We start from the raw sequence: 23258 nt of genomic DNA on the forward strand, positions 1-23258 counted from the left end.
GAGCCGTTCATGAATGCTGTCGCGCAAGGCCACACGGCCAGCACGAGCGCCCAACCGCAACCGACTGTTCAGCACATCACTGAAGCCTTGTTGCAAGTTCGCGGTGTAAGCCTTGAATACCGCACGCCAGAGCGCGTGGTGCGGGCGACGCATCAGGTCAGTTTCGAGGTCGACCCGGCCGATCGTTTTGTGCTGCTCGGCCCATCCGGTTGCGGCAAGTCCACATTGCTCAAAGCCGTAGCCGGGTTCATCCGGCCCAGCGAGGGCGAGATTCGTCTGGCAGGTCATCAGGTCACCGAACCTGGCCCGGACCGCATCGTGGTGTTTCAGGAATTCGACCAGTTACCGCCGTGGAAAACCGTGATCGAGAACGTCATGTTTCCGCTGCTGGCGTCACGCACCCTGAAGCGTCCCGAGGCGCTGGAGCGCGCTCGTTATTACTTGGAAAAAGTCGGCCTCAGCGCGTTTGCCGATGCCTATCCGCATACCTTGTCCGGTGGCATGAAAGCACGCGTGGCAATTGCCCGAGCCCTGGCCATGCAGCCGAAAATCCTCTTGATGGACGAGCCGTTCGCCGCGCTCGATGCACTGACCCGGCGCAAGATGCAGGAAGAACTGCTGGAGCTGTGGGACGAGGTGCGTTTCACGCTGCTGTTCGTTACCCATTCCATTGAAGAGGCGCTGGTGGTGGGCAACCGCATCCTGCTGCTGTCACCGCATCCCGGCCGCGTACGGGCGGAAATCAACAGCCATCAATACGACCTGAAAAGCCTGGGCGGCGTTGGCTTTCAGCAGACCGCGCAGCGTATTCATCGTTTGTTGTTCGATGAGGGCGAGGCCGGGCCAGTGGAGCAGGATCTGAATTTTCAGGACATCCGGATTGCTTACTAGGCGACTGCCTTGATCGTTCCCACGCTCCGCGTGGTAATGCCTTTCAGGACGCTCCGCGTCCTATCTACACGATTACCGGGAAACCCGAACCATGAGCCTCGCACCTCCCGCTCGCGAAGAATATGAAATCACGCTGGAGCCTTTCACTCAGGAAGACCTGGCCCGCGATCTGCCGCTGGCGCAGCGTATCTGGCAACTGAGCTGGGTGCGCAAATGCGTCATCATGATCGCTCTGGCGGTGATCTGGGAACTGGCTGCACGTTTGCAGAACAACGACCTGCTGTTGCCGAGCTTTCTGCAAACGGCGGCCGCCTTTTATGACGGGCTGATCTCCGGCGAGCTTCCAGGCAAGGTGTGGATTTCCCTGACCGTACTGATTCAGGGCTACCTGATCGGCATCGTGCTGGCGTTCGCCCTGACCACCCTGGCAGTGTCCACCCAACTGGGCCGCGACCTGCTCGGCACGCTGACTGCGATGTTCAATCCGCTGCCGGCCATTGCCCTGTTGCCGCTGGCGCTGCTGTGGTTCGGGCTGGGCCAGAACAGCCTGATCTTCGTGCTGGTGCATTCGGTACTGTGGGCGCTGGCGCTCAATACCTACGCAGGTTTTCTCGGCGTTTCGGAAACCCAGCGTATGGCCGGGCGCAACTATGGCCTCAAAGGCTTGCGCTTTGTCTGGCACATCCTGATTCCCGCTGCGCTGCCGTCGATCCTTGCCGGCTTGAAAATCGGCTGGGCTTTCGCCTGGCGCACGCTGATCGCCGCCGAGCTGGTGTTTGGTGCGTCGTCCGGCAAGGGCGGGTTGGGCTGGTACATCTTCCAGAATCGTAACGAGCTGTATACCGACAAGGTTTTTGCAGGTCTGGCGGCAGTCATTCTCATCGGCCTGCTGGTCGAGAACCTGCTGTTCGCCAATATCGAGCGCCTGACCGTCAAGCGCTGGGGCATGCAGCGTTGAAGCACCGTCTTTTTTAAAAAAATCAGGGTGAGAACCACATGACAACAACATTTCATCGTCCGGCGCTGACTGTATTGGCGGCGACACTTGGCCTGTTCGGTGCCCTGCTCAGCAGCGGCGTGCAGGCGGAAGGCAAGATCAGCATTGCTCAGCAATTCGGTATCGGCTACCTGATCCTCGACGTGGTGCGCGATCAGAAACTGATCGAGAAACATGGCAAGGAACAGGGGCTGGACATCAAGGTCGACTGGAACAGCATCTCCGGTGCCACGGCGATGAACGAAGCGCTGCTGGCCGGTGCGCTGGACGTGGTGTCGGCAGGTGTGCCACCGATGCTGACCGTCTGGGATCGCACCAAGGGCAAACAGAACGTCAAAGCCATTGCTTCGTTGGGTTCCATGCCCAACTACCTGCTGACCAACAATCCCAACGTGAAAACCATCAAGGACTTCACCGACAAGGACCGCATCGCTGTACCGGCTGCCGGTGTGGGCTTTCAGTCGCGTACTTTGCAGATCGAGACCGCCAAGGTATTCGGTAACGACAACTACAAGAAATTCGACAACATCTCGGTGAGCCTGGCGCACCCGGATGCCACCGCAGCGCTGCTGGCGGGCGGTTCGGAAATCAACTCGCACTTCTCCAGCCCGCCGTTCCAGTATCAGGCGCTGGAAAACCCCAACGTCCACAAAGTGCTCAGTTCCTATGACGTGCTGGGCGGTCAGGCGACGTTCAACGTGCTCTATACCACCGAGAAATTCCACGACGAAAACCCCAAAACCTACAAGGCGTTCTACGACGCGCTGGCCGAAGCCGAGAAGATCATCAAGGCCGACAAGCCCGCTGCCGCGCAGACCTACATCCGTGTCGAGCAATCGAAACTGCCGTTGCCGCTGGTAGAGAAAATCGTCGCTGACCCGGAAATCGACTTCACCGTCACCCCGCAGCGCACCTTCATCTACGCCGAAAAACTGCATGAACTGGGCGTACTTAAAAACAAGGCGGCGAGCTGGAAGGACTACTTCTTCGAAGAGGCGCCCGGCACAGAGGGCAGTTGATCGACGCGTTTTGAAGATGACGCGGAGCGTCATGAAGGGCATTCCCACGCGGAGCGTGAGGAACGATAGAAGATCTCCCGGGCGCCTATCGTTCCTCACGCTCTGGTATGCCCCCCGAAGGTTGGACAATTATCCACTTACGCTGCCTTGGCGGCCTGCATCCTGAATTCCACAGGACTCAGGCCGTTAAGCTTCAGTTTTATGCGTGAGTGATTGTAATACTCAATGTACTCTTCGATACCCGCTTGAAGCTCATCCAGATCGTTAAATTTGTTCAGGTAGAAAAATTCGGATTTCAGCGTGCTAAAAAAGCTCTCTATAGCCGCGTTGTCATAGCAGTTACCCTTGCGCGACATGCTGGCTGTGATCGAATTCTCATGGAGCAGTCGCTGGTAAATAGGCATCCGATATTGCCAGCCCTGGTCAGAATGCAAAATCGGCTTTTCATCCGGTCCAAGCCGCGTGAATGCTCCGTCAAGCATTTCGTCGACCATGGAGTACAGCGGGCGCCTGGCAATCGCATAGGAAATGATTTCGCCGTTGTACAAATCCATGATCGGCGACAGATAGAGTTTCTGGCCTCCTACTTTGAATTCGGTCACGTCGGTGGCCCATTTCTGGTTAAGGTATTGCGCTTTGAAATCACGCTTTAGCAGGTTAGGCGCGGCCTTACCTGTTTCGCCTTTGTAGAAACGGTATTTCTTCACGCGTATCAGGCTCTTCAGGCCTAGCTGCCCCATTAGTTTCTGCACCGTCTTGTGGTTCACAAGATGGCCCGCCCTGCGCAAGACTGCCGTGATGCGACGATAGCCATACCGGCCCTTATGCTCGTAGAACGTTGCCTGAATCAGGTCCTTCAGCCCTGCGTATTTGTCGTCTGCCAGCAGTACCTTTTGTTGATAGTAAAAAGTGCTGCGTGCCAGACCGGCAAACTTCAGCAGGCCGTCCAGAGAATGCAAAGGCCTCAGTTCTATTACGATTTGCGCTTTTTCTGCTGCGCTATTCGTTGCTTCTTCTGAACCAAGGCATCGAGCTTTTTTAGATAATCGACCTCCATCCGCAGTTGCTTCACCTCGGCAAGCAACTCGTCACGCGAACGCGATTCATCGTCGACTGGAGCGGAATTCACAGGGGGAAGGGTCGTCGTCATCTTTCTTGGGCGTCCAGCTTTCTCAGGGGGCTTTGAGGAGGCGTTAAGCGCACCTTCGTCAAAAAGGCGCTGCCATAGATTGATGATGCCGAACTGACGGATATCGAACAAGGCCGCTGTCTGGCGCAGTGATAATCGCTCATCATGCATGCGCTTCAAAACAGCTAGCTTGAACTCGTCACTGTAACGCTGCCGCTTTTTCTCTTTAAGAGCCGCTGGGCCGTGGATCTGATAAGCCGCGACCCACTGACGAAGACAGGAAAAGTCCACATCGTGGCGATGCGCAACATCCCTCAACCCTGCCTTGCCGGCACAATATTCTTTCACGGCTGCGAGTTTTGCCTGCACTGTATATTTACCCATGACGCCTCCAAAGGTTGCGTCCAACCTTCGGGGGTCATACCACTCCAGCGTGGGAATGCCATTCTGGACGCTCTGCGTCCTCTTCTGAACAAATCAGGTTACTTCCGCTCACGAAAAACCTGTCCTGCAGGACCTTTCCTTCAGTCTTTTCTCTTTCCTGCGTATGACCTTTCCTAGAAAATCCCGGGCCCTTGCGCCTGCCAAATCCGCACACTAGGCTGCGTCGGTCGCTGCGAGTCAGCGACCGGGTTTAGCAGCCTGTTTGTGGATTACAAGTGGCGCAAGTGCCGTTTATGGCGGCTTTGCGTGGGGCACCTTCGGGTGCGCCGGTTGCTTGCGCTTGTTCCACACCGGTCTGCTAACCCGCGTCAAAGTCGCCACCCTTGTTTGTTTAGCAGCAGGCATCTGGTGGTCTTGTCAGCTAAAGGAATAAGCGATGATCAACTCGACCCCGTCTCCACCGCTCCCCAACTCTCTCGAAGATTCCCTGATACAGGTCAGCGAAATACTGCGCTGTGCCTCTGCCACCGCTTCTGAAACCGGTGACAACCTCGAGGGCCTGAAACGTGATCTGGCGTTCTCGGTGGTGCATCTGATCAACATGGCCAAGGCCGAGCTGGAATGTGTTCAGAGCCACTGACAGCCCCTGACGCAACCTAGCAGTTCTACGAGTAGCCGCTGCGGTCCCCGCAATGCATTGTGTGCCTGAAGAGGCCTGCCTCGCCGATCAAGACCACTCCGGTTACTCACCATGCGCCAGCAAACTACCCTGTGCCGTTACCGCTACGACGCGCTTGACCGGCTTGCGGCTCGCACGCCTGTGGCAGGGACCATTGCCCGCTCGTTCTATCAGTCCGACACCCTGGTCAGCGAGATTCAGGGGGCAGAACAGGTTCGGTTCCTGCATCGCGACCGTCAGTTGCTGGCCACGCAGTCAGCGCTCGCTACGCTGTTGATCGGCTCGGACCAACAGCACAGCGTGCTCCACACCGTATCGGCCGGCTTGTCTGACCCTATCGCCTACACCCCCTACGGGCATCGGCAAGCGTTGAGCCAGCTGCCAGGCTTCAACGATGAGCGACCCGACCCATTGACCGGTCATTATCTGTTGGGCAATGGTTATCGCGCCTACAACCCCGTTCTGATGCGCTTCAACAGCCCGGACAGCCTGAGCCCGTTTGGCAAGGGCGGTATGAATGCCTATGCGTACTGCGCGGGTGATCCGGTTAATCGGTCTGATCCGACCGGGCATAAGATAGATGAGAGTCAGATACTTTCATTTGTGTGGGTAGGGCTCGGTTTGTTCGGTGCTTACCTGGGTGTAAAAGCGGCTGTTCCTGCGATAAAGGCTGTCGCCAAGGGCAATGCTCCGCTATCGACGAAACTGACAGCTTCCTCGGCACTCGGCCAGATCGCAGCGAGCACCGTGTTTACCGTAAGCCGTGTAATCAACGCGGTCGACCCTGACGGCCCTGCCAAGGATGTTTTGCTCGCGACTGCAATAGGCATGGTGATTCCAGTGCTGGCCGTTCGGACATTCAACCCGCGCATCAAGCGTTGGGAGGATGCAGGGGCAGATATAAAACTGCTCAATGATAGGCGTTCAAGTTTAAAAAGTGAGTTCGCTGATACCGCTAGCGCCATTCGAGAAACACGCCCTTGGGGTGATCCGGCAGACGAATTGAGTCGCATGATGTACTGATACGTTTATCTGTACATGATTTCTCCAGCCTGATTCACCTGAACGCTTACTCCATCATCAAGGATCGATCATGGCTCTCCTCTGCACGTACACCTACGACCCGCTGGACCGTGTCTCCACATTGAACCCGCTGGCTCAGGTCCTCTCCAGTCGGTTCTATAACGGCGAGCAACTGATGACAGAGTTGCAGGGCGACAGGCAACGAACCTGTATCCGCGCAGGCGGCCAGTTACTGGCGCAGCAGAGTCGCGAGGGCGAAGAGGTCGTGACGACGATGGTCGCCAGTGACCTGCACAACAGCGTTCTGCACGCGAGCGAAGACGGGAGGCAGGTTGATATCGCGTATACGCCGTTCGGGCATCGTCAAGCCGAGCAGGCTATTGCAGAACTACCCGGTTTCAACGGCGAGCAGCCTGACCTGGTAACCGGCCATTACCTGCTCGGCAATGGCTATCGCGCCTACAACCCGGTGCTGATGCGCTTTAACAGCCCGGACAGTTTTAGCCCGTTTGGTGACGGTGGGTTGAATGCGTATGCGTATGGGCTAAACAATCCGATCAAATACATAGACCCGGCCGGGCATTTTTCGTCTTTTTTAAGTGGGTTTTTGGCGGCTGGGCTATTGCTCACTGGAGGTGGGTCAATTTATGTGTCTACGCACGTAAAAGAATCGAATCCAACGCTCAGTGGGGTGCTTATGGGCGTGGGCAGTGTGTTAGCTGTTGCGGGCGTTGGTTTTGCTCTGAGTTCAATTGTAAAGAAGGCTGCTGGAGTGGGGCGTTCAACCTCCAGGCTGGAGAGTTTCGGGCTTGCTAGACAGAACCAGCGTCCGGCAGGCAGAAATTCGCTAATATTTCCAAATCAACGCCCTCCGCAATCCAGTGCTGATTTACCGGCCGCATCCTTTGCATTACCACGACCACGGCTATTACCATCAAGCGTCGCGCCGGCACGGTCGGCTACTATTCGCAGAACGGGCTATCCTAAATACCGAAATATAAGAAGGCCTGTTTTTCAAAAGTATTTGTATGAAGTAGATAGGATGCCAACTATATCTGAACAGCCCTCGCATTCAATCCGTGGGGGGCATGAATCGGTGGTTTGATATATACACTATGTTCAAGTTCGGCAGAGACATTCAAGACAGTGTCTCTGCAGGAGTTTGAACTGACCACATTCAAAAGAAAGCTGCTGCGGGCCTCTCCCGCGCAACCTCTGCCCAGTTAATGAACCCTCCCTCTCGCGCACAGTCGCATAGTCACGCTATTCTCTCGCCCTATCGCGCCCACATCCGGCAGCCGCACAAGGAGTCTGCATGCCCGTTCTTCCTTCTAGACTGGTTACATTCGGTCTCGCTGCTGCCTTGGCGATGTTAACGGGGTGTGGCGAGGAAAAACCGGCGGCGCCCGAACTGCCCAGGGTTTATGTGCAAACGGTAAAAAGTGCCGACTTCGCCGCCAGTGTCGCCCTGACCGGTGATGTTCAGGCGCGGGTGCAGACCCGGCTTTCATTCCGGGTCAATGGCAAGATCATTCAGCGTAATGTCGATGTCGGCGACCGGGTCACTGCCCGGCAGGTGCTGGCCCGGCTTGATCCGAAGGATTTGCAGATCAATGTCGATTCGGCCGCAGCCTCTGTGGCCGCCGAGCAGGCCCGCGTGAATCAGGCCCGCGCCGCTTTTGTCCGGCAACAAAAGCTGTTGCCCAAAGGCTATACCAGCCGTAGTGAATATGACTCGGCCCAGGCCGCCTTGCGCGGCAGCGAAAGCTCGTTGAAGGCTGCGCAAGCGCAACTGGCCAATGCCCGTGAACAATTGGGGTATACCGCACTGGTCGCGGATGCGCCGGGTGTGATCACCGCGCGTCAGGCTGAAGTCGGGCAGGTGGTGCAGGCCACGATGCCGATTTTCGATCTGGCACGCGACGGTGATCGGGATGCGGTGTTCAATGTCTACGAGTCCCTGTTCGTTCAGCCGCCGACCAATCAGCCTGTGCAGGTCACGCTGCTCGACAACCCGGACATCAAGGTCAGCGGCAAAGTACGCGAAGTGACCCCGGCAGTCTCGGCGCAAACCGGCACTTTACAGGTCAAGATCGCGCTCGATCCGCTGCCTGAAGGCATGGACCTGGGCTCGGTAGTCAGCGTGGCGCTGAGCGCACCGGCCAATGCCAGTGTCGAGCTGCCTTGGGCGGCGCTGACCAAGGACCTTGGCGAGCAGTTGGGCAAGCCTGCCGTGTGGGTGGTGGACGAGCAGGGCAAAGTCAATTTGCGCAGGGTCACAGTCACCCGTTACCTGACCGCCAAAGTCATCATCGGCGACGGGCTTAAAAGTGGGGAGAAAGTCGTGGTGGCAGGCGGACAGTTGTTACACCCGGACATGCAGGTCGAGATTGCCGAACAGCCCAAACAGCAGAGCGCGCAGGTGCAGCCATGAAGCGTCTGTCGTCATGCCTGTTGTTGGGCGGCCTTCTGTCCAGTGGCTTTCTGTTGAGTGGCTGCGGCAAGGACGAGGCCCCTCCGGAGCCGGTGCGTCCTGTCGTATTCGTCGAAGCCAGGCCTGAGTCAAATCAGGATTTCGGGCGTTTTGCCGGCAATATTCAGGCGCGTTATCAGAGCGTGTTGGGTTTTCGTGTGGCGGGACGTATTGCCCGGCGCAACGTCGACGTAGGCGCTGAAGTGAAGAAAGGCGATTTGCTCGCCACCCTTGATCCGACCGATCAGCAGAATACAGTGCGTGCCCGGCAGGGCGACCTGGCCAATGTGCAGGCGCAGTTGATCAACGCTCAGGCCAATGCTCGCCGCCAGCAGGAACTGTTTGATCGCGGTGTGGGTGCCCAGGCGCAACTGGACATCGCCCTGACTGATCTGAAGACCGCCCGCTCGTCGCAGGAGCAGGCTAAAGCCGCTGCACAACAGGCCCGCGATCAATTGAGCTACAGCGAGCTGCGCAGTGATCACGATGCTGTGGTCACCGAATGGAAAGTTGAAGCCGGTCAGGTTGTTACGGCCGGGCAGGAAGTCGTGACCCTGGCGCGGCCGGACATCAAGGAAGCGGTGATCGACCTCCCTGACACACTGGCCGACCAGCTGCCGTCCGACGTGGTATTCACGGTCGCCAGTCAGCTGAACCCGGAAGTGAACACCACCGCCACCATTCGTGAAATCGAACCTCAGGCCGACCGTACCACACGTACCCGCCGTGCACGTCTGACGCTGGCGCAAACGCCAGCGGCCTTCCGGCTGGGCACGGCCATCAGCGTGACGCTCAGCTCGACCATCACGCCGCGCATGCGTTTGCCGATCAATGCCTTGCAGCAGGCCGATGGCAAAAGCCAGATATGGATCGTCGACCCGCAAAACCAGACGGTCAACCCGAGGGCTGTGAACATTATCAGCCGTGACAGCAACAGTTTCGTGCTGGCCGACGGCGTCAAGGCAGGTGAAAAAGTGGTAAGCGCGGGCGTCAACAGCCTCAAGCCGGGCCAGAAAGTCAAAGTCGATGAGGAAAGCCCGCGATGAAAGGGAATTTCAATTTATCCGAGTGGGCCATCAAGCATCAGTCGTTCGTCTGGTACCTGATGTTTGTCGCGCTGCTGATGGGCGTGTTTTCCTACATGAAGCTTGGGCGCGAGGAAGACCCGTCCTTCACCATCAAGACCATGATTATCCAGACCCGCTGGCCGGGCGCGACGGTGGATGAGACCCTCAAGCAGGTCACCGACCGCATCGAGAAGAAGCTCGAAGAACTGGACTCGCTGGACTACGTGAAGAGCTACACACGACCGGGCGAGTCCACGGTCTTCGTGTACCTGCGTGACACCACCAGTGCCAAGGCGATACCGGAAATCTGGTATCAGGTGCGCAAGAAAGTCGATGACATCCGTGGCCAGTTCCCGCAGGGGCTGCAAGGCCCGTCGTTCAACGACGAGTTTGGCGATGTGTACGGCTCGATCTATGCGTTTACCGCAGACGGTTTCTCGATGCGTCAGTTGCGTGACTACGTCGAGAAGGTCCGCGCCGACATCCGCGACGTGCCCGGGCTGGGCAAGGTCGAGATGATCGGTCAGCAGGACGAGGTGGTGTACCTGAACTTCTCGACACGCAAGCTCGCAGCATTGGGCATCGACCAGAGCCAGGTGGTGCAAAGCCTGCAATCGCAGAACGCGGTGACGCCTGCCGGGGTGATAGAAGCCGGGCCGGAGCGGATCTCGGTGCGTACCTCCGGCCAGTTCGCTTCCGAGAAGGATCTGGCTGCAGTCAATCTGCGCATCAATGACCGTTTTTATCGTCTGAGCGACATTGCTGACATAACCCGTGGCTACACCGATCCGCCAAAGCCGCTGTTCCGCTTCGATGGCAAACCGGCGATCGGCCTGGCCATTGCGATGCAGAAGGGCGGCAATATCCAGTCGTTCGGCAAGGCGCTGCACGAACGTATGGACGCTACAACAGCGGAGCTGCCAGTCGGCATTGGCGTGCACAAGGTGTCGGATCAGGCCGAGGTGGTCAACAAGGCTGTGGGCGGCTTCACCAGCGCGTTGTTCGAGGCAGTGATTATCGTGCTGTTGGTCAGCTTCGTCAGCCTCGGGTTTCGCGCAGGGTTGGTGGTCGCGTGTTCGATTCCGCTGGTGTTGGCGATGGTGTTCGTGTTCATGGAATACAGCGGCATCACCATGCAACGGATTTCCCTCGGCGCGCTGATCATCGCCCTCGGCCTGCTGGTGGACGACGCTATGATTACCGTGGAAATGATGGTCACACGTTTGGAAATGGGTGAATCCAAGGAGCAGGCCGCGACTTACGCCTATACCTCGACAGCGTTCCCGATGCTCACCGGTACGCTGGTGACCGTGGCCGGCTTTGTGCCGATCGGCCTGAACAACAGCTCTGCGGGGGAATACACATTCACGCTGTTTGCCGTGATAGCCGTGGCGATGCTGGTGTCGTGGCTGGTCGCCGTTCTGTTCGCACCGGTGATCGGCGTGCACATTCTGAGCGCCAACATCAAACCGAAATCCGAAGAGCCGGGCCGCATCGGCCGGGCATTCAACGGCAGCATGCTCTGGGCCATGCGCCATCGCTGGCTGGCGATTGCCATCACGGTAGGGTTGTTCGCCGCGTCGCTGTTCTCCATGCAGTTCGTGCAGAACCAGTTCTTCCCGTCTTCGGACCGCCCGGAAATTCTGGTCGACCTGAACCTGCCGCAGAACGCCTCGATCAACGAAACGCGCAAGGTGGTGGATCGTTTTGAAGCGAGCCTCAAGGACGATCCGGACATCGAGCGCTGGAGCACCTACATCGGCCAGGGCGCGTTGCGTTTTTACCTGCCACTCGATCAGCAACTGGAAAACCCGTTCTACGCCCAGCTGGTGATTGTCAGCAAAGGCCTGGAGGAGCGGAGCGCGTTGACTGCCCGTCTGCAAAAACGCTTGCGTGATGACTTCGTCGGCATCGGTTCGTATGTGCAGGCGCTGGAGATGGGCCCTCCGGTGGGTCGTCCGTTGCAGTATCGCGTCAGCGGCGAGAACATCGACAAGGTGCGCCAGCACGCCATCGAGCTGGCCAAACTGCTCGATCACAACTCACATGTGGGCGAAGTGATCTACGACTGGAATGAGCCGGGCAAGGTGCTGCGCATCGATATCAATCAGGACAAGGCCCGGCAGTTGGGCCTGTCGTCGGAAGACGTCGCCAAGCTGATGAACAGCGTGGTCAGCGGTTCAACCGTGACCCAGGTGCGTGATGATATCTATCTGATCAATGTGATCGGACGTGCTGAAGACGCAGAACGCGGCACGCCGGAAACCCTGCAGAACCTGCAAATCGTGACCCAGACTGGAACATCCATTCCGCTGCTGGCGTTCGCCACCGTTGGTTACGAGCTGGAGCAGCCGTTGGTCTGGCGCCGCGATCGCATGCCGACCATCACCGTCAAGGGCGCGGTACGGGATGCGATTCAGCCAACCGATCTGGTCAAACAGCTGCAACCTGAAATCGACAAGTTCGCCGCTGGTCTGCCGGTCGGCTACAAGGTTGCAACGGGCGGCACGGTCGAAGAAAGCAGCAAGGCGCAGGGGCCGATTGCCAGCGTTGCGCCGCTGATGCTGTTCCTCATGGCGACGTTCCTGATGATTCAGTTGCACAGCATTCAGAAGATGTTTCTGGTGGCCAGTGTCGCGCCTCTGGGGCTAATCGGTGTGGTGCTGGCGCTGATCCCGACGGGGACGCCACTGGGGTTCGTGGCGATTCTCGGGGTGCTGGCGCTGATCGGCATCATCATCCGCAACTCGGTGATTCTGGTGACCCAGATCGATGCCTATGAGCGCAGTGGGTATCTGCCTTGGGACGCTGTGGTCGAAGCCACCGAGCATCGCCGTCGTCCGATTTTGCTGACCGCGGCCGCGGCGAGCCTGGGCATGATCCCCATTGCGCGGGAAGTGTTCTGGGGCCCGATGGCCTACGCCATGATCGGTGGCATCATCATCGCCACGTTGCTGACCCTGCTATTCCTGCCTGCGTTGTACGTGGCCTGGTACCGCATCAAGGAACCAACCGACGAACAGCGTCGCGAAGCGACTGACAAGGGTGACGATGAGCACGCGCAGCCAGCGCATTGAGGTCGGCGTGCCCTGCCGCCTGTAACGCGGGGCAGGGCTGACGACCCGGCAATCAGTCGGTCTCGCCTGCGTCTTTGACGTCGATCGTGGACAGGCTGAGGTTGGCGAACCGTACCGGGCCGAACGGCGAGGCCTTTGTCAGGCCTGAAGGCGAAAAGCTGGAGGTCTCCGCCGGGGCAGATATATTCAAGAAGCATTTCCTGAGCTGCACCTGGAAATCGAAGTCGCCAGAATAATGCACCCATTCCTGAGTTGCGAAGTTTACGACCTGCGTCAGATTAATCTCATCCTTAATGTTGTAGCCACCCACGACCACGACGAAGAACACGTCGTCTACATCCTCTGCGTTAAGAACGTCGAACTCGAGATGCAGACGCTGGGCGGGCAGTTCAATAATAGACTGGCTTACGGTCACTCCCGTATTCAGCTTGATGCTTTGACCTTCGCCTTTGGGCTTGAAGTCTGGCTCAAAGCCCACTGGGGCTGTCCAGTGAGTAAGATTGTCGCTGAAATCGCCATTTTCCAGATATTCGTTCGCCATGATCAGTTCCTTTGATCGATTCGGATGGATGCAAGCCGCCTGTTTAAGTGGCTGAATCTATCCTAAGACGCACAGGTTGCTGAACGATACTGTCAGAAGTACCAGCACACGAACTGCACAGCGCCGCACATCACTGACGCCGCCAGACACTTGCCAGCCAAGGCTGCTGCTCTCTCGGCAGCCCGGCGGGGCGGTAGTAGTGTTCCAGCTCGCTAAACCCGGCTTCGGTCAGCAGTTCGCGCCATGTTTCGAGGTCGTGGTACGCGCCGTAATGCTCGCCGTTCCAGCCTTCCTGATTCTCACCACGCGGGTTGGAGCTGAACAGCACGCCGCCCGGTTTGAGCGTGGCATACAGTTCGCGCAGCACGCGTGGCAGTTCCTGTCTGGGGATGTGGAACAGCACTGCGTTGGCGAAGAGGCCATCGAAGCGGCCTTGCGGCAGGTCGAGTTCGAGGAAGTTCTGCTGTAGCACTTCGCAACCGGTCTCGGCGCGTGCCATTTCGGCGAAACGTTCTGAGCCGTCTAGCCCGACCGCCACATGGCCCATCGCTGTGAACGTCTTCAAATCACGCCCCGGCCCGCAGCCGAAGTCGAGAATCTGCAACGGTGCCGGGCCTTCGATATGCCGCAACAGGGCATCGATATTCTGGCTGACGTCGTGGTCGCGTGTGCCTTCGCGAAATTCGTCGGCCACGCTGTTGTAATGGCTGACGGTGGTCGAGGTAATCTGCGCAAGCATCTGAGGGTCGAGTTTCATCAGGGGCGGTCCGGTAAAGGAAGACCGCCAATATACCCTCGCTGCGTTGCGGCTGCTCAGCGCCTGTCGAAGCTGCGCGCCAGCCGGTCACCGCCCAGTTGCACCAGCGCTACGACCGCCACCAGCAAGACGATCACGGTCAGCATCACCTGCGTATCGAAGCGCTGATAGCCGTAGCGATAGGCAATGTCGCCCAGCCCGCCTGCGCCGATGGCACCGGCCATGGCTGATGAGTTGATCATCGTCACCAGCGTGATGGTAAAGCCGCCGACGATGCCGGGGCGCGCTTCTGGCAGCAATACGTGCCAGATGATGTGCCAGCGCCGACAGCCCATCGCTTGCGCCGCTTCGACCAGGCCGTGATCGACCTCGCGCAGGCTCACTTCGGCGATCCGTGCAAAGAACGGCGTGGCAGCAATGGTCAGTGGCACAACGGCTGCCCAGACACCATACGTGGTGCCGACGATCATCCGCGTGAACGGGATCAGCGCGACCATCAGAATCAGGAAGGGAATAGAGCGAAACAGGTTCACGAAGGCACCCAGCACGCGGTTGATCCCCGGTGCCTCATAGATGCCGCCTTTGGAACTGGTGACCAGAATCACCGCCAGCGGGATGCCCAGCAGCAGTGCGATCAATGACGACACACCGACCATCAGAAACGTGTCGAGGGTGCCTTGCAGCAAACGATCAACCCACATAACCCAATACCTCCGCGCGTGGCGCCAGTTGACGGGCGCGTGCCAGCAACTCGTCGCGTGTATGCACTGAGCCGGCGACCGACAGAATCAAGTGGCCGATGGCCCGCTCCTGAATGCGCTCGACCCCGCCCTGCAGCAATTGCACCTTGCCGCCCAGCGCGGCAAACAGCGCGGCCAGATCAGGCCCCTGGTCACTGGCACCGGTAAAATGCACATCCAGTAACAGGGCTGCATCAGGCCGTTGCGGCTGATCGCTCAGACGCTCGGCCCACTCCTTCGGCAGCCCGGTTTGCAGCGGTGCCAGCAGGGTTTTGCTGACGTCGTGCTGCGGGTCGCCGAACACTTGCCAGACCGGCCCCTGCTCGACGACTCGGCCTTGATCCAGCACCACAACGCGGTGGCAGATATCACGAATAACCGCCATTTCATGGGTGATCAGCACGATGGTCAGGCCCAGGCGCTGATTGATTTCGCGCAACAGGCCCAAGATCGACTGAGTGGTTTCCGGGTCCAGTGCTGAAGTGGCCTCGTCGCACAACAGGATTGCGGGATCATGCACCAGTGCGCGGGCAATGCCGACGCGCTGTTTCTGCCCGCCGGACAGTTGCGCGGGGTATGCGTTGTGTTTGTCCTGCAAACCCACCAGTTCCAGCAACTGCGCGACCTTGCGCGCGCGTTGCTCCTTGGGCACGCCTGCGACCTTGAGCGGCAGCTCGACGTTCTGCCAGACGGTCTTGGCCGACATCAGGTTGAAGTGCTGGAAGATCATGCCAATGCGTCGGCGCAGCTCCACCAGTTTGTCTTCGTCGAACTCGCCGATGTCCACCTGATCGATCAGCACCCGGCCGCTGCTGGGTTGTTCCAGGCGATTGATGGTGCGGATCAGCGAGGACTTGCCTGCGCCGCTGCGGCCGATAATGCCGAAGATCTCGCCGCGCTGGACAGCCAGGTCGATATTGCCCAGCGCTTCAACGGGGCCTTGCTTGCCGTGATAGGTCTTGCCCAGGTTGATGAACCGCACATGGGCGCGATTCAGCTCCGGGTGCAGCTCGGCCTGTTGCGCCAGTGTGCTTGCGATCGGGGTATCGAGTGGCAGTTGGCGTTGCGCGGTTGCGGTCATTCTTTCCATCCCGCCTGGTAAAGCTTGCCGTTGACCTTGTCGAGCGAAGCGCGGACGACGGGCGAGTGCTGGTAGATATCGACGAATTTCGCCAGACGCGGATCATCTTTATGATCAGGTTTGATCACGAACTGAATGACGTATTCCGGGTGGTCCAGGCCATCGAACAGGATGGCCGAGTCGGCAGGATGGCCGAGTCGGCGGGAAAGGTTTTGGCCAGACGGATATAGGCAGGGTAGCCCTGCACCAGATCCGCGTCATCGTAGGCGCGCACCAGCTGCACGGCTTCAACCTGAATGATCTTGAGCTTTTTCGGGTTGGCGGTGATGTCTTCCTCGGTCGCCTTGTAGCCGACGCCTTGCCTGAGGGTGATCAGCCCGGCCTTGGCCAGCAGTTGCAGGCCGCGTCCACTGTTGATCGGGTCATTGGCGATGGCCACGGTTGCGCCAGTCGGCAGCTCATCGAAGCTTTTGTACTTTTTCGAGTACAGACCCACGTTGTTGATGATTCCCGGCGCGTAGGGCACCAGGCCGAAACCGGCGGCTTCATTGGCGTTGGTCAGGAAAGGGATGTGCTGGAAGTAGTTCACGTCGATATCGCCTGCGGCGAGGGTGACGTTGGGGGCGATCCAGTCGGTGAATTCGACCAGCTCGACTTTCAGGCCCTGCTTGCCAGCTTCTTCGACAGCGGCTTCAAGCGGTATGGCGAAGGCTGCCGTGGTGCCGACTTTCAAGGGCTTGTCGTCAGCGTAAGCGGTCAGGGTCAACAGCCCGAGGGCCAGTGCAGCGAGGGTTTTGCTCATGGTGCGGTCCTTTAAGAAATTATTGCTCCTGCGTTCTGCACAAAGTCCTGAGATTCCTTGAATATGGAGCTTTGTGGGAGCGGACTTGTCCGCGAAGACGGTATCTCAGTAGATGCATTTTCAGAGAATATACCGGCCCTTTCGCGGACAAGTCCGCTCCCACGGCCTTCGGCCAGAATCAAGAGCAGACTTATGTATAACGCCGAGCATTCTGCGTGGTAATGCCGTTCTGGACGCTCTGCGTCCGTTTGATAATCAAATACGCCGGTGTGCCGCTCCCGCGTGCCGTTCCGGCAATCGATCCGTGCCTTCCGGAAACAGCTTTCTGCGCAAGGTGCCGTCTTCGTAAGCGGTCTTGTAGGACCCGCGGCGTTGCAACTCCGGGATCACCAGATCGATGAAGTCCTCATAACTCTCTGGCGTGACGATGCGGGTCAGGTTGAAACCATCCAGGCCGGTTTCTGCAATCCACGATTCCAGCTCATCAGCGACCTGTTCAGGCGAGCCGACCAGGGTGATATAACGGCCGCCCAGCGCGTGCTGATCGAGTAGTTTCTGGCGGGTCCAGTCGTTGTTTTTCAGGTTTCTGGTCGCGGACTGAATGGCGTTGCTCTTCACGTATTGAATGGGTTCGTCCAGTTCGTATTCGGCAAAATCGATACCGGTCGACGCCGCAAAGTGCGCCACGCCTGCTTCGGCGCTGGCATGGTGGCGGTACTCGGCGTGTTTCTCCCGAGCCAGCGCCTCGGTCGCGGCGACAATGACGTTAAGGCCCATGAACACCTTGATGTCCTCCGGGTTGCGCCCGGCCTTCACTGCGCTGGCGCGCACCTTGTCTACCTGCTCGCGGGTCGCGGTCTTGTTCTGGCCGCTTATGAACACGCATTCTGCGTTTTGCCCGGCAAATTGCAGGCCGCGCTCCGAACTGCCGGCCTGAAACAGCACTGGCGTGCGTTGCGGTGACGGCTCGCACAGGTGGTAGCCCTCGACCTGATAGAACTCGCCCTGGTGCCGTACCTTGTGCACCTTGCCCGGCTGGGCATAGACGCGCTGCTCGCGGTCATTGATGACGGCATCGTCTTCCCAACTGCCTTCCCAGAGTTTGTAGAGCACCTCCAGGTATTCATCGGCCTGATCGTAACGGCGGTCGTGCTCGTTCTGCTCGGTGAGACCCATGGCGCGCGCCGCGCTGTCGAGGTAGCCGGTCACGATGTTCCTGCCCACCCGGCCACGGCTCAGATGATCGAGTGTCGACATGCGCCTGGCGAACAGATAGGGCGCGTCGTAGGTCAGGTTGGCCGTCAGGCCAAAGCCCAGGTGTCTGGTCACGCCAGCCATTGCCGAAACCAGCAGCAGCGGGTCGTTGACCGGTAACTGGATGGCTTCCTTGAGGGTGACGTCCACCGAGTTTTGATAGACGTCGTACACGCCCACGATGTCGGCGATGAACAAACCGTCAAACAGACCACGTTCCAGCAGTTTCGCCAGCTCGGTCCAGTATTCCAGGCTGTTGAATTGCGTTGAGGTATCACGCGGATGCGTCCACAGACCATGATTGATATGGCCGATGCAGTTCATGTTGAACGCGTTGAGGAGGATCTTTTTACGCGCCATCAGATCGTCCCCCGCAACGGAGGGTTGGTGTCGTTGAGGTAGTAATTGCCGATGGCGTGAAACTTCCAGCGCACCGGATCGTGCAGCGTATGAACGCGCGCATTGCGCCAGTGGCGATCCAGGCCGTGTTCAGCCAGTGTCGATTGACTGCCAGCCAGTTCGAACAACGTGCTGCCGGCCGCCAGGGAAATCTCTGTGCTGATGGCGCGGGCTTCGGCAACGGCTATCGAGGCGGCGGCCACGGTTTTGGCATTGCTGTCTGCCTGGGCAACGTCGAGAAACTCCCCGGCGCGCTCGAGCAGTGCTTCGGCAGCGTGCAGGCGAATACCGAGTTTGCCGAAGCTGTGCAGCGTCAGCGGGTCGTCCACGGCCTTTTCGATACCCGAGTCGATCCACGGCCGGGTGCGCGTCTGCACGAAGGTCAGGGCGTCCTCAAAGGCTGCGCGGGCGATGCCGGTGTCGATCGCGGCATGAAGAATCTGCGCCAGCGGCCCGACTGTAGTGGGGCGCTGGAAAGCGCTCTGGAACGGTACGACGTCGTTGGCGCGGACGTACACGTTGTCGAACAGCACCGAGCCGCTGCCCGTGGTGCGCTGCCCGAAACCGCTCCAGTCGTCGATGACGGTCAGGCCCTCGCTGTCATGCGCGACGAAAACCAGTTGCTGCACACCCTCGTCGTCGATCACCGAGGTGGGAATACGTTGCGCGTACAGCGCGCCGGTCGCGTAGAACTTGCGGCCATTGATGCGATAACCGTCGCCGTCACGGGTCAGGCGAGTGGTGCGGTCATGTGCCGTTTTGGTTCCCAGTTCGGCCAGCGCGTTGCCGAACCGCACGCCAGCCAGCGCCTCGGCATACAGTTGCGCCTGTTGCTGCGGGTTGCCGTTCACGCGCAACACTTCGAGGGCATAGAAATGGTTTTGCGGAATCTGGCCCAGCGAGCCATCGGCTTCGGAAATCAGCTGTATCACCTTGGCCAGCGTAACGTTTGAAACACCCGCGCCGCCAAAGGCCTTCGGGACACTGATGCCCCACAGACCGGACTGACTGAACAGGTCGAGTTCGGCATGAGGCAAACGACGCTCGCGGTCGCGTTGTGCGCTGTCGGTCTTGAAGTGCAGGGCCAGTTCGCGGGCTGTTTGCAGGGCCTGAGCGTCACTGGTAATCAGCGCTGCGTTGTCGCGCGCCTGAAGGTTGGAACTCATCAAAGGTGTTCTCCAGTGGTCTGGTTCAGATCCAGGAATGGCGAGCAGGCAGGGTGCCGTTCAAATGCCAGGTGCCGACTGCGTGGTATTTCCAGCGCACCGGGTCGTGGAGGGTATGGACGCGTGCGTTACGCCAGTGGCGGTCGAGATTGAACTCGGCCAGGGTCGCGCGGCTGCCCGCCAGTTCGAACAGCTTTTCGCTGGCCAACAAGGAGATTTCGGTGGTCATTACCTTGGCACGCGCCACGGCAATGGAAGCGCGCGCTGCCGAGTGCTCGTCTATGGGCGCAGCGTTGATTTCGTCGAGTTCCTGACCCGCCTTGCGCAGTAAGGCTTCGGCGGCGTGTAGCTCAAGTTTTAGCTTGCCGATGTCGGCAATCACGTAGAGGTCGTCGCTGGCGCGCTCGACGTTGGCGTCGATCCACGGACGGGATTTCTCGCGAACGAACGCAATCGCATCATCAATTGCACTGCGAGCAATGCCCGCGTCTATCGCGGCCTGGATCAACTGCGATACCGCACCCTGAATATTGGGCGTCAGGGCCAGACGCCAGTTGTCGACCACCTGCCCGGCGTCGACCGCAACGTTGTCGAGCAGCACGGTGCCGCTTGCGGTGGTGCGCTGGCCAAAGCCCGACCAGTCATCGACGATGCGCAGCCCCGGTGTGCCGCGTTTGACGAAGGCCATGATCTGCCGGCCCTGATCATCCAGCGCCTTGACCGCGACCCAATGCGCAAACAACGCGCCGGTGGAATAGAATTTTTGTCCGGTGATGGTCAGGCGCTCGCCATTGGCGGTGATCCGTGCCTTGAGTTCCAGCGTGTTTTTGGTGCCACGCTCCGGCCCGGCGTTGCCGATGCGCCAGCCGTCCAGCACGCTCTGAAACAGTGTTTTTTTCTGCTGTTCGGTGGCGCTGCCCTGCAGCAGGTGCAGGATGCCAAACTGATTTTGCGGAATTTGTCCCAATGCGGGGTCGGCAGCAGAAATAATCCTGAACACCTCGGCCACCGTGACGAACGATACTTGCGGCCCGCCGTACGCGCGCGGGATGGATATGCTGCCCAATCCGCTACGGGTGAATTGTTCGATTTCAGCCCACGGCAAAGCGCGTTGCCGGTCGCGGTTTGCAGCGTTGATCCTGGCTGCCGCTGCCAGTTCATGAGCGGCTGCAATGGCCTCGGCGTCGTTTTGCAACACCTTGGCCGCAAGCAGTCGGGGAGCTACGTCAGGCTCTTGTGAAGCCTCGACGTGGTGGGCTGCTACCGCCGCCGGATCAGACTCGCGTCGCTCACCGTCAGTAGGTACAGCCCTGGGTTTATCCACAGGGGTAGTTGTGAAAGGGACCATCGGAACCTCGTAGCAGTAGACCGCATCAAGTGCGGCTGGAAAACATCACGATGTCCGGTGGTCCGGTATATATACCCTAAGCGTGTATAAAATTTTTTAAAACGTGCTTTTTGGAATAAGCATAGACAGTAATTGTCAGTCGTCTGCGTCCGTTCAGCGCCTCAACCGACGTCACCCGAGGTGCCAGACCGAGGTGCAGAATCAAATGCGAAATGAACACCGCTGACGCCTGCGCGATTTCGCCGTTTATTGCATGCGCGGCATAGGTTTAAAAAGTAGCGGACATAAGTTGCCAATGTTTATTTTATGGATGACTGCTATCACCGTGCCGGCTATTTTGCAGGTGATTTTTTCAGGAGCCTCGATTATTCGATTCGTCGTATTCAATCAGTTGAATGGCCCAGTGGCTGAACCCGTATTACCCGTGGCGGAGCCCAGAGCGAGTTGTTACCCACTCGGTCTATAACACAGTAAGTCACTTCCAGTTGTTGTTCCTCTCCGCCTTCCAGTATCAGCGCGGGCGGCACGACCAGATCGACAGGCTCACCGACGTCTTCGGCAACAAGCGGCGGCAGGTCCATACGCAAATCGCCCCAGCGCACAGTGATCTCGTCGTGAACAGCCATGTTCAGGTACGGCTCGATGGTCATCGGTAAACCGCCTTCCAGGTGCCTGCGCGACAGTCCTCGACGTATTACCGATGGCACAACATACAGCGGTGCCAGCCCCTGGTTTTCTTCCGTGTTGGTGCTGACCAATTGCCCACCTGGTGCGTTCAGCTTCACCCACAGCTTGCGGCAGGGCGAGGTTATGGGCAAACCGCCTATTTTCATGACCCGGTAGTAAGTTCTTGCTTTGCCGTTCTGTAGAAAGCTTTCCGGCACGCGTAGGACAACGGGTTTGCCGACGTCGGATGCCTTCAATATTTTTGACGCGACGTAACAGCCGTCCCAGAACAGTTCGATCAGGTCTCCCTCGTCCATGCTGTCATAGGGGGCCACATGAACAAGCAGTTGAGAGGCACCTCTCACGCCTATGCCATGTCGGCTGGCCAGCGGTATGGACGGGGCGGACAGGTCCAGAGGGGTCGGTTTGCAAATTATTTGGCTCATGTACGGGTGCTCCTGATAATCAATAGTTCAAGTAACGATTCGTCATAAATTGTCATGTTGAAGTAATAAGAGGTGCGCTTGAGGCGGTGGGATAAGTACCTTAAATATCCAACTTATGGCAAGCATTACAAATGGTATGAAAAGAGGGCTTGAAACTTTAGTGTCTCACTAGCTGAGTGATGTGTATGAGCTAATGGGCTTTGCAGGCACTTGTCAATATGTGGGTGGCGTTTGCTAGTGTTTTACTTGAAAACCGGAGACTTCCTACACGGTTTATTTGGAACTGTTTACTTCGCGATAAACAACCGTCCTACCACAAAGTACCAATAGCAACAGGCAGTAACCGACGGAGGAGGGCTCAGAAGAGGGTGTTCGGCAAGGGACGTGTGTCTCAGGCCAGCCGACTACGAATCAGGTATGAGAGCTGACGTAGGCCGATTTTATTATTTCGATGATTTTTCGGAAAATTACGCTGGAATTGAGCAAGGATCTTGAACGATTAACGCCTTCTGAAATGTAAGAAAAAAGCAGCGCCGTTGATGGACGCTGCTTTTTTGGGGACCTACCGGCATGATCAGTGACGAGTGCGCTCAAGAAACTGCCGTGTGCGCTCTTCCTTAGGGTCGGCGAACAGTGCTTTGGCTTCGCCTTGCTCCACGATCACCCCCTTGTCGATGAAGATCACCCGGTTGGCGACCTCCCGTGCAAAGCTCATCTCGTGGGTGACGATCACCATCGTGCGCTTTTCTTCGGCCAGGGCGCGAATAGTGGTCAGCACCTCGCCAACCAGTTCCGGGTCCAGTGCCGAGGTTGGCTCGTCGAACAGAATCACTTGCGGCTCCATCGCCAGCGCCCGTGCAATCGCCACGCGCTGCTGCTGCCCGCCCGAGAGACGACGCGGGTAGGCGTCTTCCTTGCCGGTCAGACCGACCTTGGCGAGCAGTTTCCTGCCCAGCGCCTCGGCGGCTTCCCGCGCGACCTTCTTGACCACTACCGGGCCTTCAATGACGTTTTCCAGCGCTGTGCGATGCGGAAACAGATTGAAGTTCTGAAACACGAACCCTACCTGCTGGCGCAACTGGCGAACCAACCCCTGTTGCTGGTTCATGGAACGTGTTCCATCGATCTCGATGTCACCCATCTTGATCCTGCCGCTATCCGGCGTCTCCAGCAGGTTCAGGCAGCGCAGCAGGGTGGTCTTGCCCGAGCCACTGGGACCGATGATGGCGACGACTTCCCCGGCTTCGATACGCAGATCGATGCCCTTGAGCACCTGATTGCCCTTGAATTTCTTGGTGAGTTTTTCAACGACTATCATG

General features: G+C 58.4%; 19 protein-coding genes and 1 pseudogene. 9 read left to right on the plus strand and 11 right to left on the minus strand.

Going from position 1 to position 23258, the window contains the following annotated elements; translation table 11 throughout:
- The first annotated feature begins 9 nt into the window (after nt 1–9).
- The 3 genes from AC4ANE_RS01735 (at nt 10) to AC4ANE_RS01745 (ending at nt 2907) form a co-directional block, all read left to right on the plus strand.
- Nucleotides 10–891 (plus strand): ABC transporter ATP-binding protein, encoded by an 882-nt coding sequence (locus AC4ANE_RS01735; protein ID WP_002551587.1) that lies wholly within the window; start codon nt 10–12, stop codon nt 889–891.
- 91 nt (nt 892–982) lie between these two features.
- Nucleotides 983–1849: an ABC transporter permease gene (locus AC4ANE_RS01740; protein WP_002551588.1), complete on the plus strand. Its 867-nt coding sequence runs from the start codon at nt 983–985 to the stop codon at nt 1847–1849.
- Nucleotides 1850–1887: 38 nt separating this feature from the next.
- Nucleotides 1888–2907, plus strand: a complete 1020-nt coding sequence (locus AC4ANE_RS01745; protein WP_002551589.1) for an ABC transporter substrate-binding protein — start codon at nt 1888–1890, stop codon at nt 2905–2907.
- A 137-nt stretch (nt 2908–3044) separates the two neighbouring features.
- Here AC4ANE_RS01745 and AC4ANE_RS01750 read toward each other — a convergent pair.
- Nucleotides 3045–4420, minus strand: a protein-coding gene (locus tag AC4ANE_RS01750; protein ID WP_095178871.1) for an IS3 family transposase whose coding sequence is annotated in 2 segments (ribosomal slippage) — nt 3045–3949 and nt 3949–4420 — 1377 coding nt in all. Because the reading frame shifts where the segments join, the coding sequence is not laid out codon by codon here.
- A gap of 436 nt (nt 4421–4856) precedes the next feature.
- Here AC4ANE_RS01750 and AC4ANE_RS01755 point away from each other — a divergent pair.
- From AC4ANE_RS01755 to AC4ANE_RS01780, 6 genes are all read left to right on the plus strand, one after another.
- Nucleotides 4857–5060, plus strand: a complete 204-nt coding sequence (locus tag AC4ANE_RS01755; protein WP_002551590.1) for a DUF6124 family protein — start codon at nt 4857–4859, stop codon at nt 5058–5060.
- Between the two features lie 111 nt (nt 5061–5171).
- Complete coding sequence (locus AC4ANE_RS01760) at nt 5172–6122, plus strand: RHS repeat-associated core domain-containing protein (protein ID WP_002551591.1); 951 nt, start codon at nt 5172–5174, stop codon at nt 6120–6122.
- A 70-nt stretch (nt 6123–6192) separates the two neighbouring features.
- Nucleotides 6193–7227 carry an RHS repeat-associated core domain-containing protein gene (locus tag AC4ANE_RS01765; RefSeq protein WP_044423934.1) on the plus strand — a complete coding sequence of 345 codons (1035 nt, stop codon included), beginning with the start codon at nt 6193–6195 and terminating at the stop codon, nt 7225–7227.
- Nucleotides 7228–7437: 210 nt separating this feature from the next.
- Nucleotides 7438–8556, plus strand: a complete 1119-nt coding sequence (locus tag AC4ANE_RS01770; protein WP_010205252.1) for an efflux RND transporter periplasmic adaptor subunit — start codon at nt 7438–7440, stop codon at nt 8554–8556.
- Nucleotides 8553–9641 (plus strand): efflux RND transporter periplasmic adaptor subunit, encoded by a 1089-nt coding sequence (locus AC4ANE_RS01775; protein ID WP_002551594.1) that lies wholly within the window; start codon nt 8553–8555, stop codon nt 9639–9641. The genes AC4ANE_RS01770 and AC4ANE_RS01775 overlap by 4 nt, the downstream gene beginning before the upstream one ends.
- Complete coding sequence (locus AC4ANE_RS01780) at nt 9638–12739, plus strand: efflux RND transporter permease subunit (RefSeq protein WP_031597316.1); 3102 nt, start codon at nt 9638–9640, stop codon at nt 12737–12739. Before AC4ANE_RS01775 ends, AC4ANE_RS01780 begins: the two co-directional genes overlap by 4 nt.
- Before the next feature lie 52 nt (nt 12740–12791).
- Here the strand turns inward: AC4ANE_RS01780 and AC4ANE_RS01785 are convergent, their stop codons facing one another.
- From AC4ANE_RS01785 to tcyN, 10 genes and pseudogenes are all read right to left on the minus strand, one after another.
- A complete protein-coding gene (locus AC4ANE_RS01785) occupies nt 12792–13280 on the minus strand; it encodes a hypothetical protein (protein ID WP_031597315.1) in 489 nt (162 codons plus the stop codon).
- Nucleotides 13281–13410: 130 nt separating this feature from the next.
- Nucleotides 13411–14037, minus strand: coding sequence for a class I SAM-dependent methyltransferase (locus AC4ANE_RS01790; RefSeq protein ID WP_002551595.1), 627 nt, complete (start codon nt 14035–14037; stop codon nt 13411–13413).
- Between the two features lie 56 nt (nt 14038–14093).
- Nucleotides 14094–14738, minus strand: coding sequence for a methionine ABC transporter permease (locus tag AC4ANE_RS01795; protein WP_002551596.1), 645 nt, complete (start codon nt 14736–14738; stop codon nt 14094–14096).
- Nucleotides 14728–15858 (minus strand): methionine ABC transporter ATP-binding protein, encoded by a 1131-nt coding sequence (locus AC4ANE_RS01800; RefSeq protein WP_002551597.1) that lies wholly within the window; start codon nt 15856–15858, stop codon nt 14728–14730. The genes AC4ANE_RS01795 and AC4ANE_RS01800 overlap by 11 nt, the downstream gene beginning before the upstream one ends.
- Nucleotides 15855–16660, minus strand: a pseudogene (locus tag AC4ANE_RS01805) (MetQ/NlpA family ABC transporter substrate-binding protein). The gene AC4ANE_RS01800 and the pseudogene AC4ANE_RS01805 overlap by 4 nt, the downstream one beginning before the upstream one ends.
- 255 nt (nt 16661–16915) lie before the next feature.
- On the minus strand, nt 16916–18274 hold the full coding sequence (locus AC4ANE_RS01810) for an LLM class flavin-dependent oxidoreductase (protein WP_460408675.1): 1359 nt from the start codon (nt 18272–18274) through the stop codon (nt 16916–16918).
- Nucleotides 18274–19479 carry an SfnB family sulfur acquisition oxidoreductase gene (locus tag AC4ANE_RS01815; protein WP_002551600.1) on the minus strand — a complete coding sequence of 402 codons (1206 nt, stop codon included), beginning with the start codon at nt 19477–19479 and terminating at the stop codon, nt 18274–18276. Before AC4ANE_RS01815 ends, AC4ANE_RS01810 begins: the two co-directional genes overlap by 1 nt.
- A 25-nt stretch (nt 19480–19504) precedes the next feature.
- Nucleotides 19505–20677: an SfnB family sulfur acquisition oxidoreductase gene (locus AC4ANE_RS01820; RefSeq protein ID WP_005730957.1), complete on the minus strand. Its 1173-nt coding sequence runs from the start codon at nt 20675–20677 to the stop codon at nt 19505–19507.
- Between the two features lie 533 nt (nt 20678–21210).
- Nucleotides 21211–21939, minus strand: a complete 729-nt coding sequence (locus tag AC4ANE_RS01825) for a hypothetical protein (RefSeq protein ID WP_005730958.1) — start codon at nt 21937–21939, stop codon at nt 21211–21213.
- A gap of 574 nt (nt 21940–22513) precedes the next feature.
- Nucleotides 22514–23257 (minus strand): L-cystine ABC transporter ATP-binding protein TcyN, encoded by a 744-nt coding sequence (gene tcyN, locus AC4ANE_RS01830; RefSeq protein WP_031597312.1) that lies wholly within the window; start codon nt 23255–23257, stop codon nt 22514–22516.
- Between the last annotated feature and the right edge of the window lies 1 nt (nt 23258).

It is taken from the genome of Pseudomonas sp. Pme6b (assembly GCF_058129925.1).

Coding starts and splice junctions, on each gene's coding strand:
- AC4ANE_RS01775 (WP_002551594.1), top strand. CDS start 8,553: ATGAAGCGTCTGTCGTCATGCCTGTTGTTGGGCGGCCTTCTGTCCAGT.
- AC4ANE_RS01825 (WP_005730958.1), bottom strand. CDS start 21,939: ATGAGCCAAATAATTTGCAAACCGACCCCTCTGGACCTGTCCGCCCCG.
- AC4ANE_RS01745 (WP_002551589.1), top strand. CDS start 1,888: ATGACAACAACATTTCATCGTCCGGCGCTGACTGTATTGGCGGCGACA.
- AC4ANE_RS01760 (WP_002551591.1), top strand. CDS start 5,172: ATGCGCCAGCAAACTACCCTGTGCCGTTACCGCTACGACGCGCTTGAC.
- AC4ANE_RS01735 (WP_002551587.1), top strand. CDS start 10: ATGAATGCTGTCGCGCAAGGCCACACGGCCAGCACGAGCGCCCAACCG.
- AC4ANE_RS01810 (WP_460408675.1), bottom strand. CDS start 18,274: ATGGCGCGTAAAAAGATCCTCCTCAACGCGTTCAACATGAACTGCATC.
- tcyN (WP_031597312.1), bottom strand. CDS start 23,257: ATGATAGTCGTTGAAAAACTCACCAAGAAATTCAAGGGCAATCAGGTG.
- AC4ANE_RS01795 (WP_002551596.1), bottom strand. CDS start 14,738: ATGTGGGTTGATCGTTTGCTGCAAGGCACCCTCGACACGTTTCTGATG.
- AC4ANE_RS01785 (WP_031597315.1), bottom strand. CDS start 13,280: ATGGCGAACGAATATCTGGAAAATGGCGATTTCAGCGACAATCTTACT.
- AC4ANE_RS01765 (WP_044423934.1), top strand. CDS start 6,193: ATGGCTCTCCTCTGCACGTACACCTACGACCCGCTGGACCGTGTCTCC.
- AC4ANE_RS01770 (WP_010205252.1), top strand. CDS start 7,438: ATGCCCGTTCTTCCTTCTAGACTGGTTACATTCGGTCTCGCTGCTGCC.
- AC4ANE_RS01740 (WP_002551588.1), top strand. CDS start 983: ATGAGCCTCGCACCTCCCGCTCGCGAAGAATATGAAATCACGCTGGAG.
- AC4ANE_RS01815 (WP_002551600.1), bottom strand. CDS start 19,479: ATGAGTTCCAACCTTCAGGCGCGCGACAACGCAGCGCTGATTACCAGT.
- AC4ANE_RS01790 (WP_002551595.1), bottom strand. CDS start 14,037: ATGAAACTCGACCCTCAGATGCTTGCGCAGATTACCTCGACCACCGTC.
- AC4ANE_RS01755 (WP_002551590.1), top strand. CDS start 4,857: ATGATCAACTCGACCCCGTCTCCACCGCTCCCCAACTCTCTCGAAGAT.
- AC4ANE_RS01800 (WP_002551597.1), bottom strand. CDS start 15,858: ATGACCGCAACCGCGCAACGCCAACTGCCACTCGATACCCCGATCGCA.
- AC4ANE_RS01780 (WP_031597316.1), top strand. CDS start 9,638: ATGAAAGGGAATTTCAATTTATCCGAGTGGGCCATCAAGCATCAGTCG.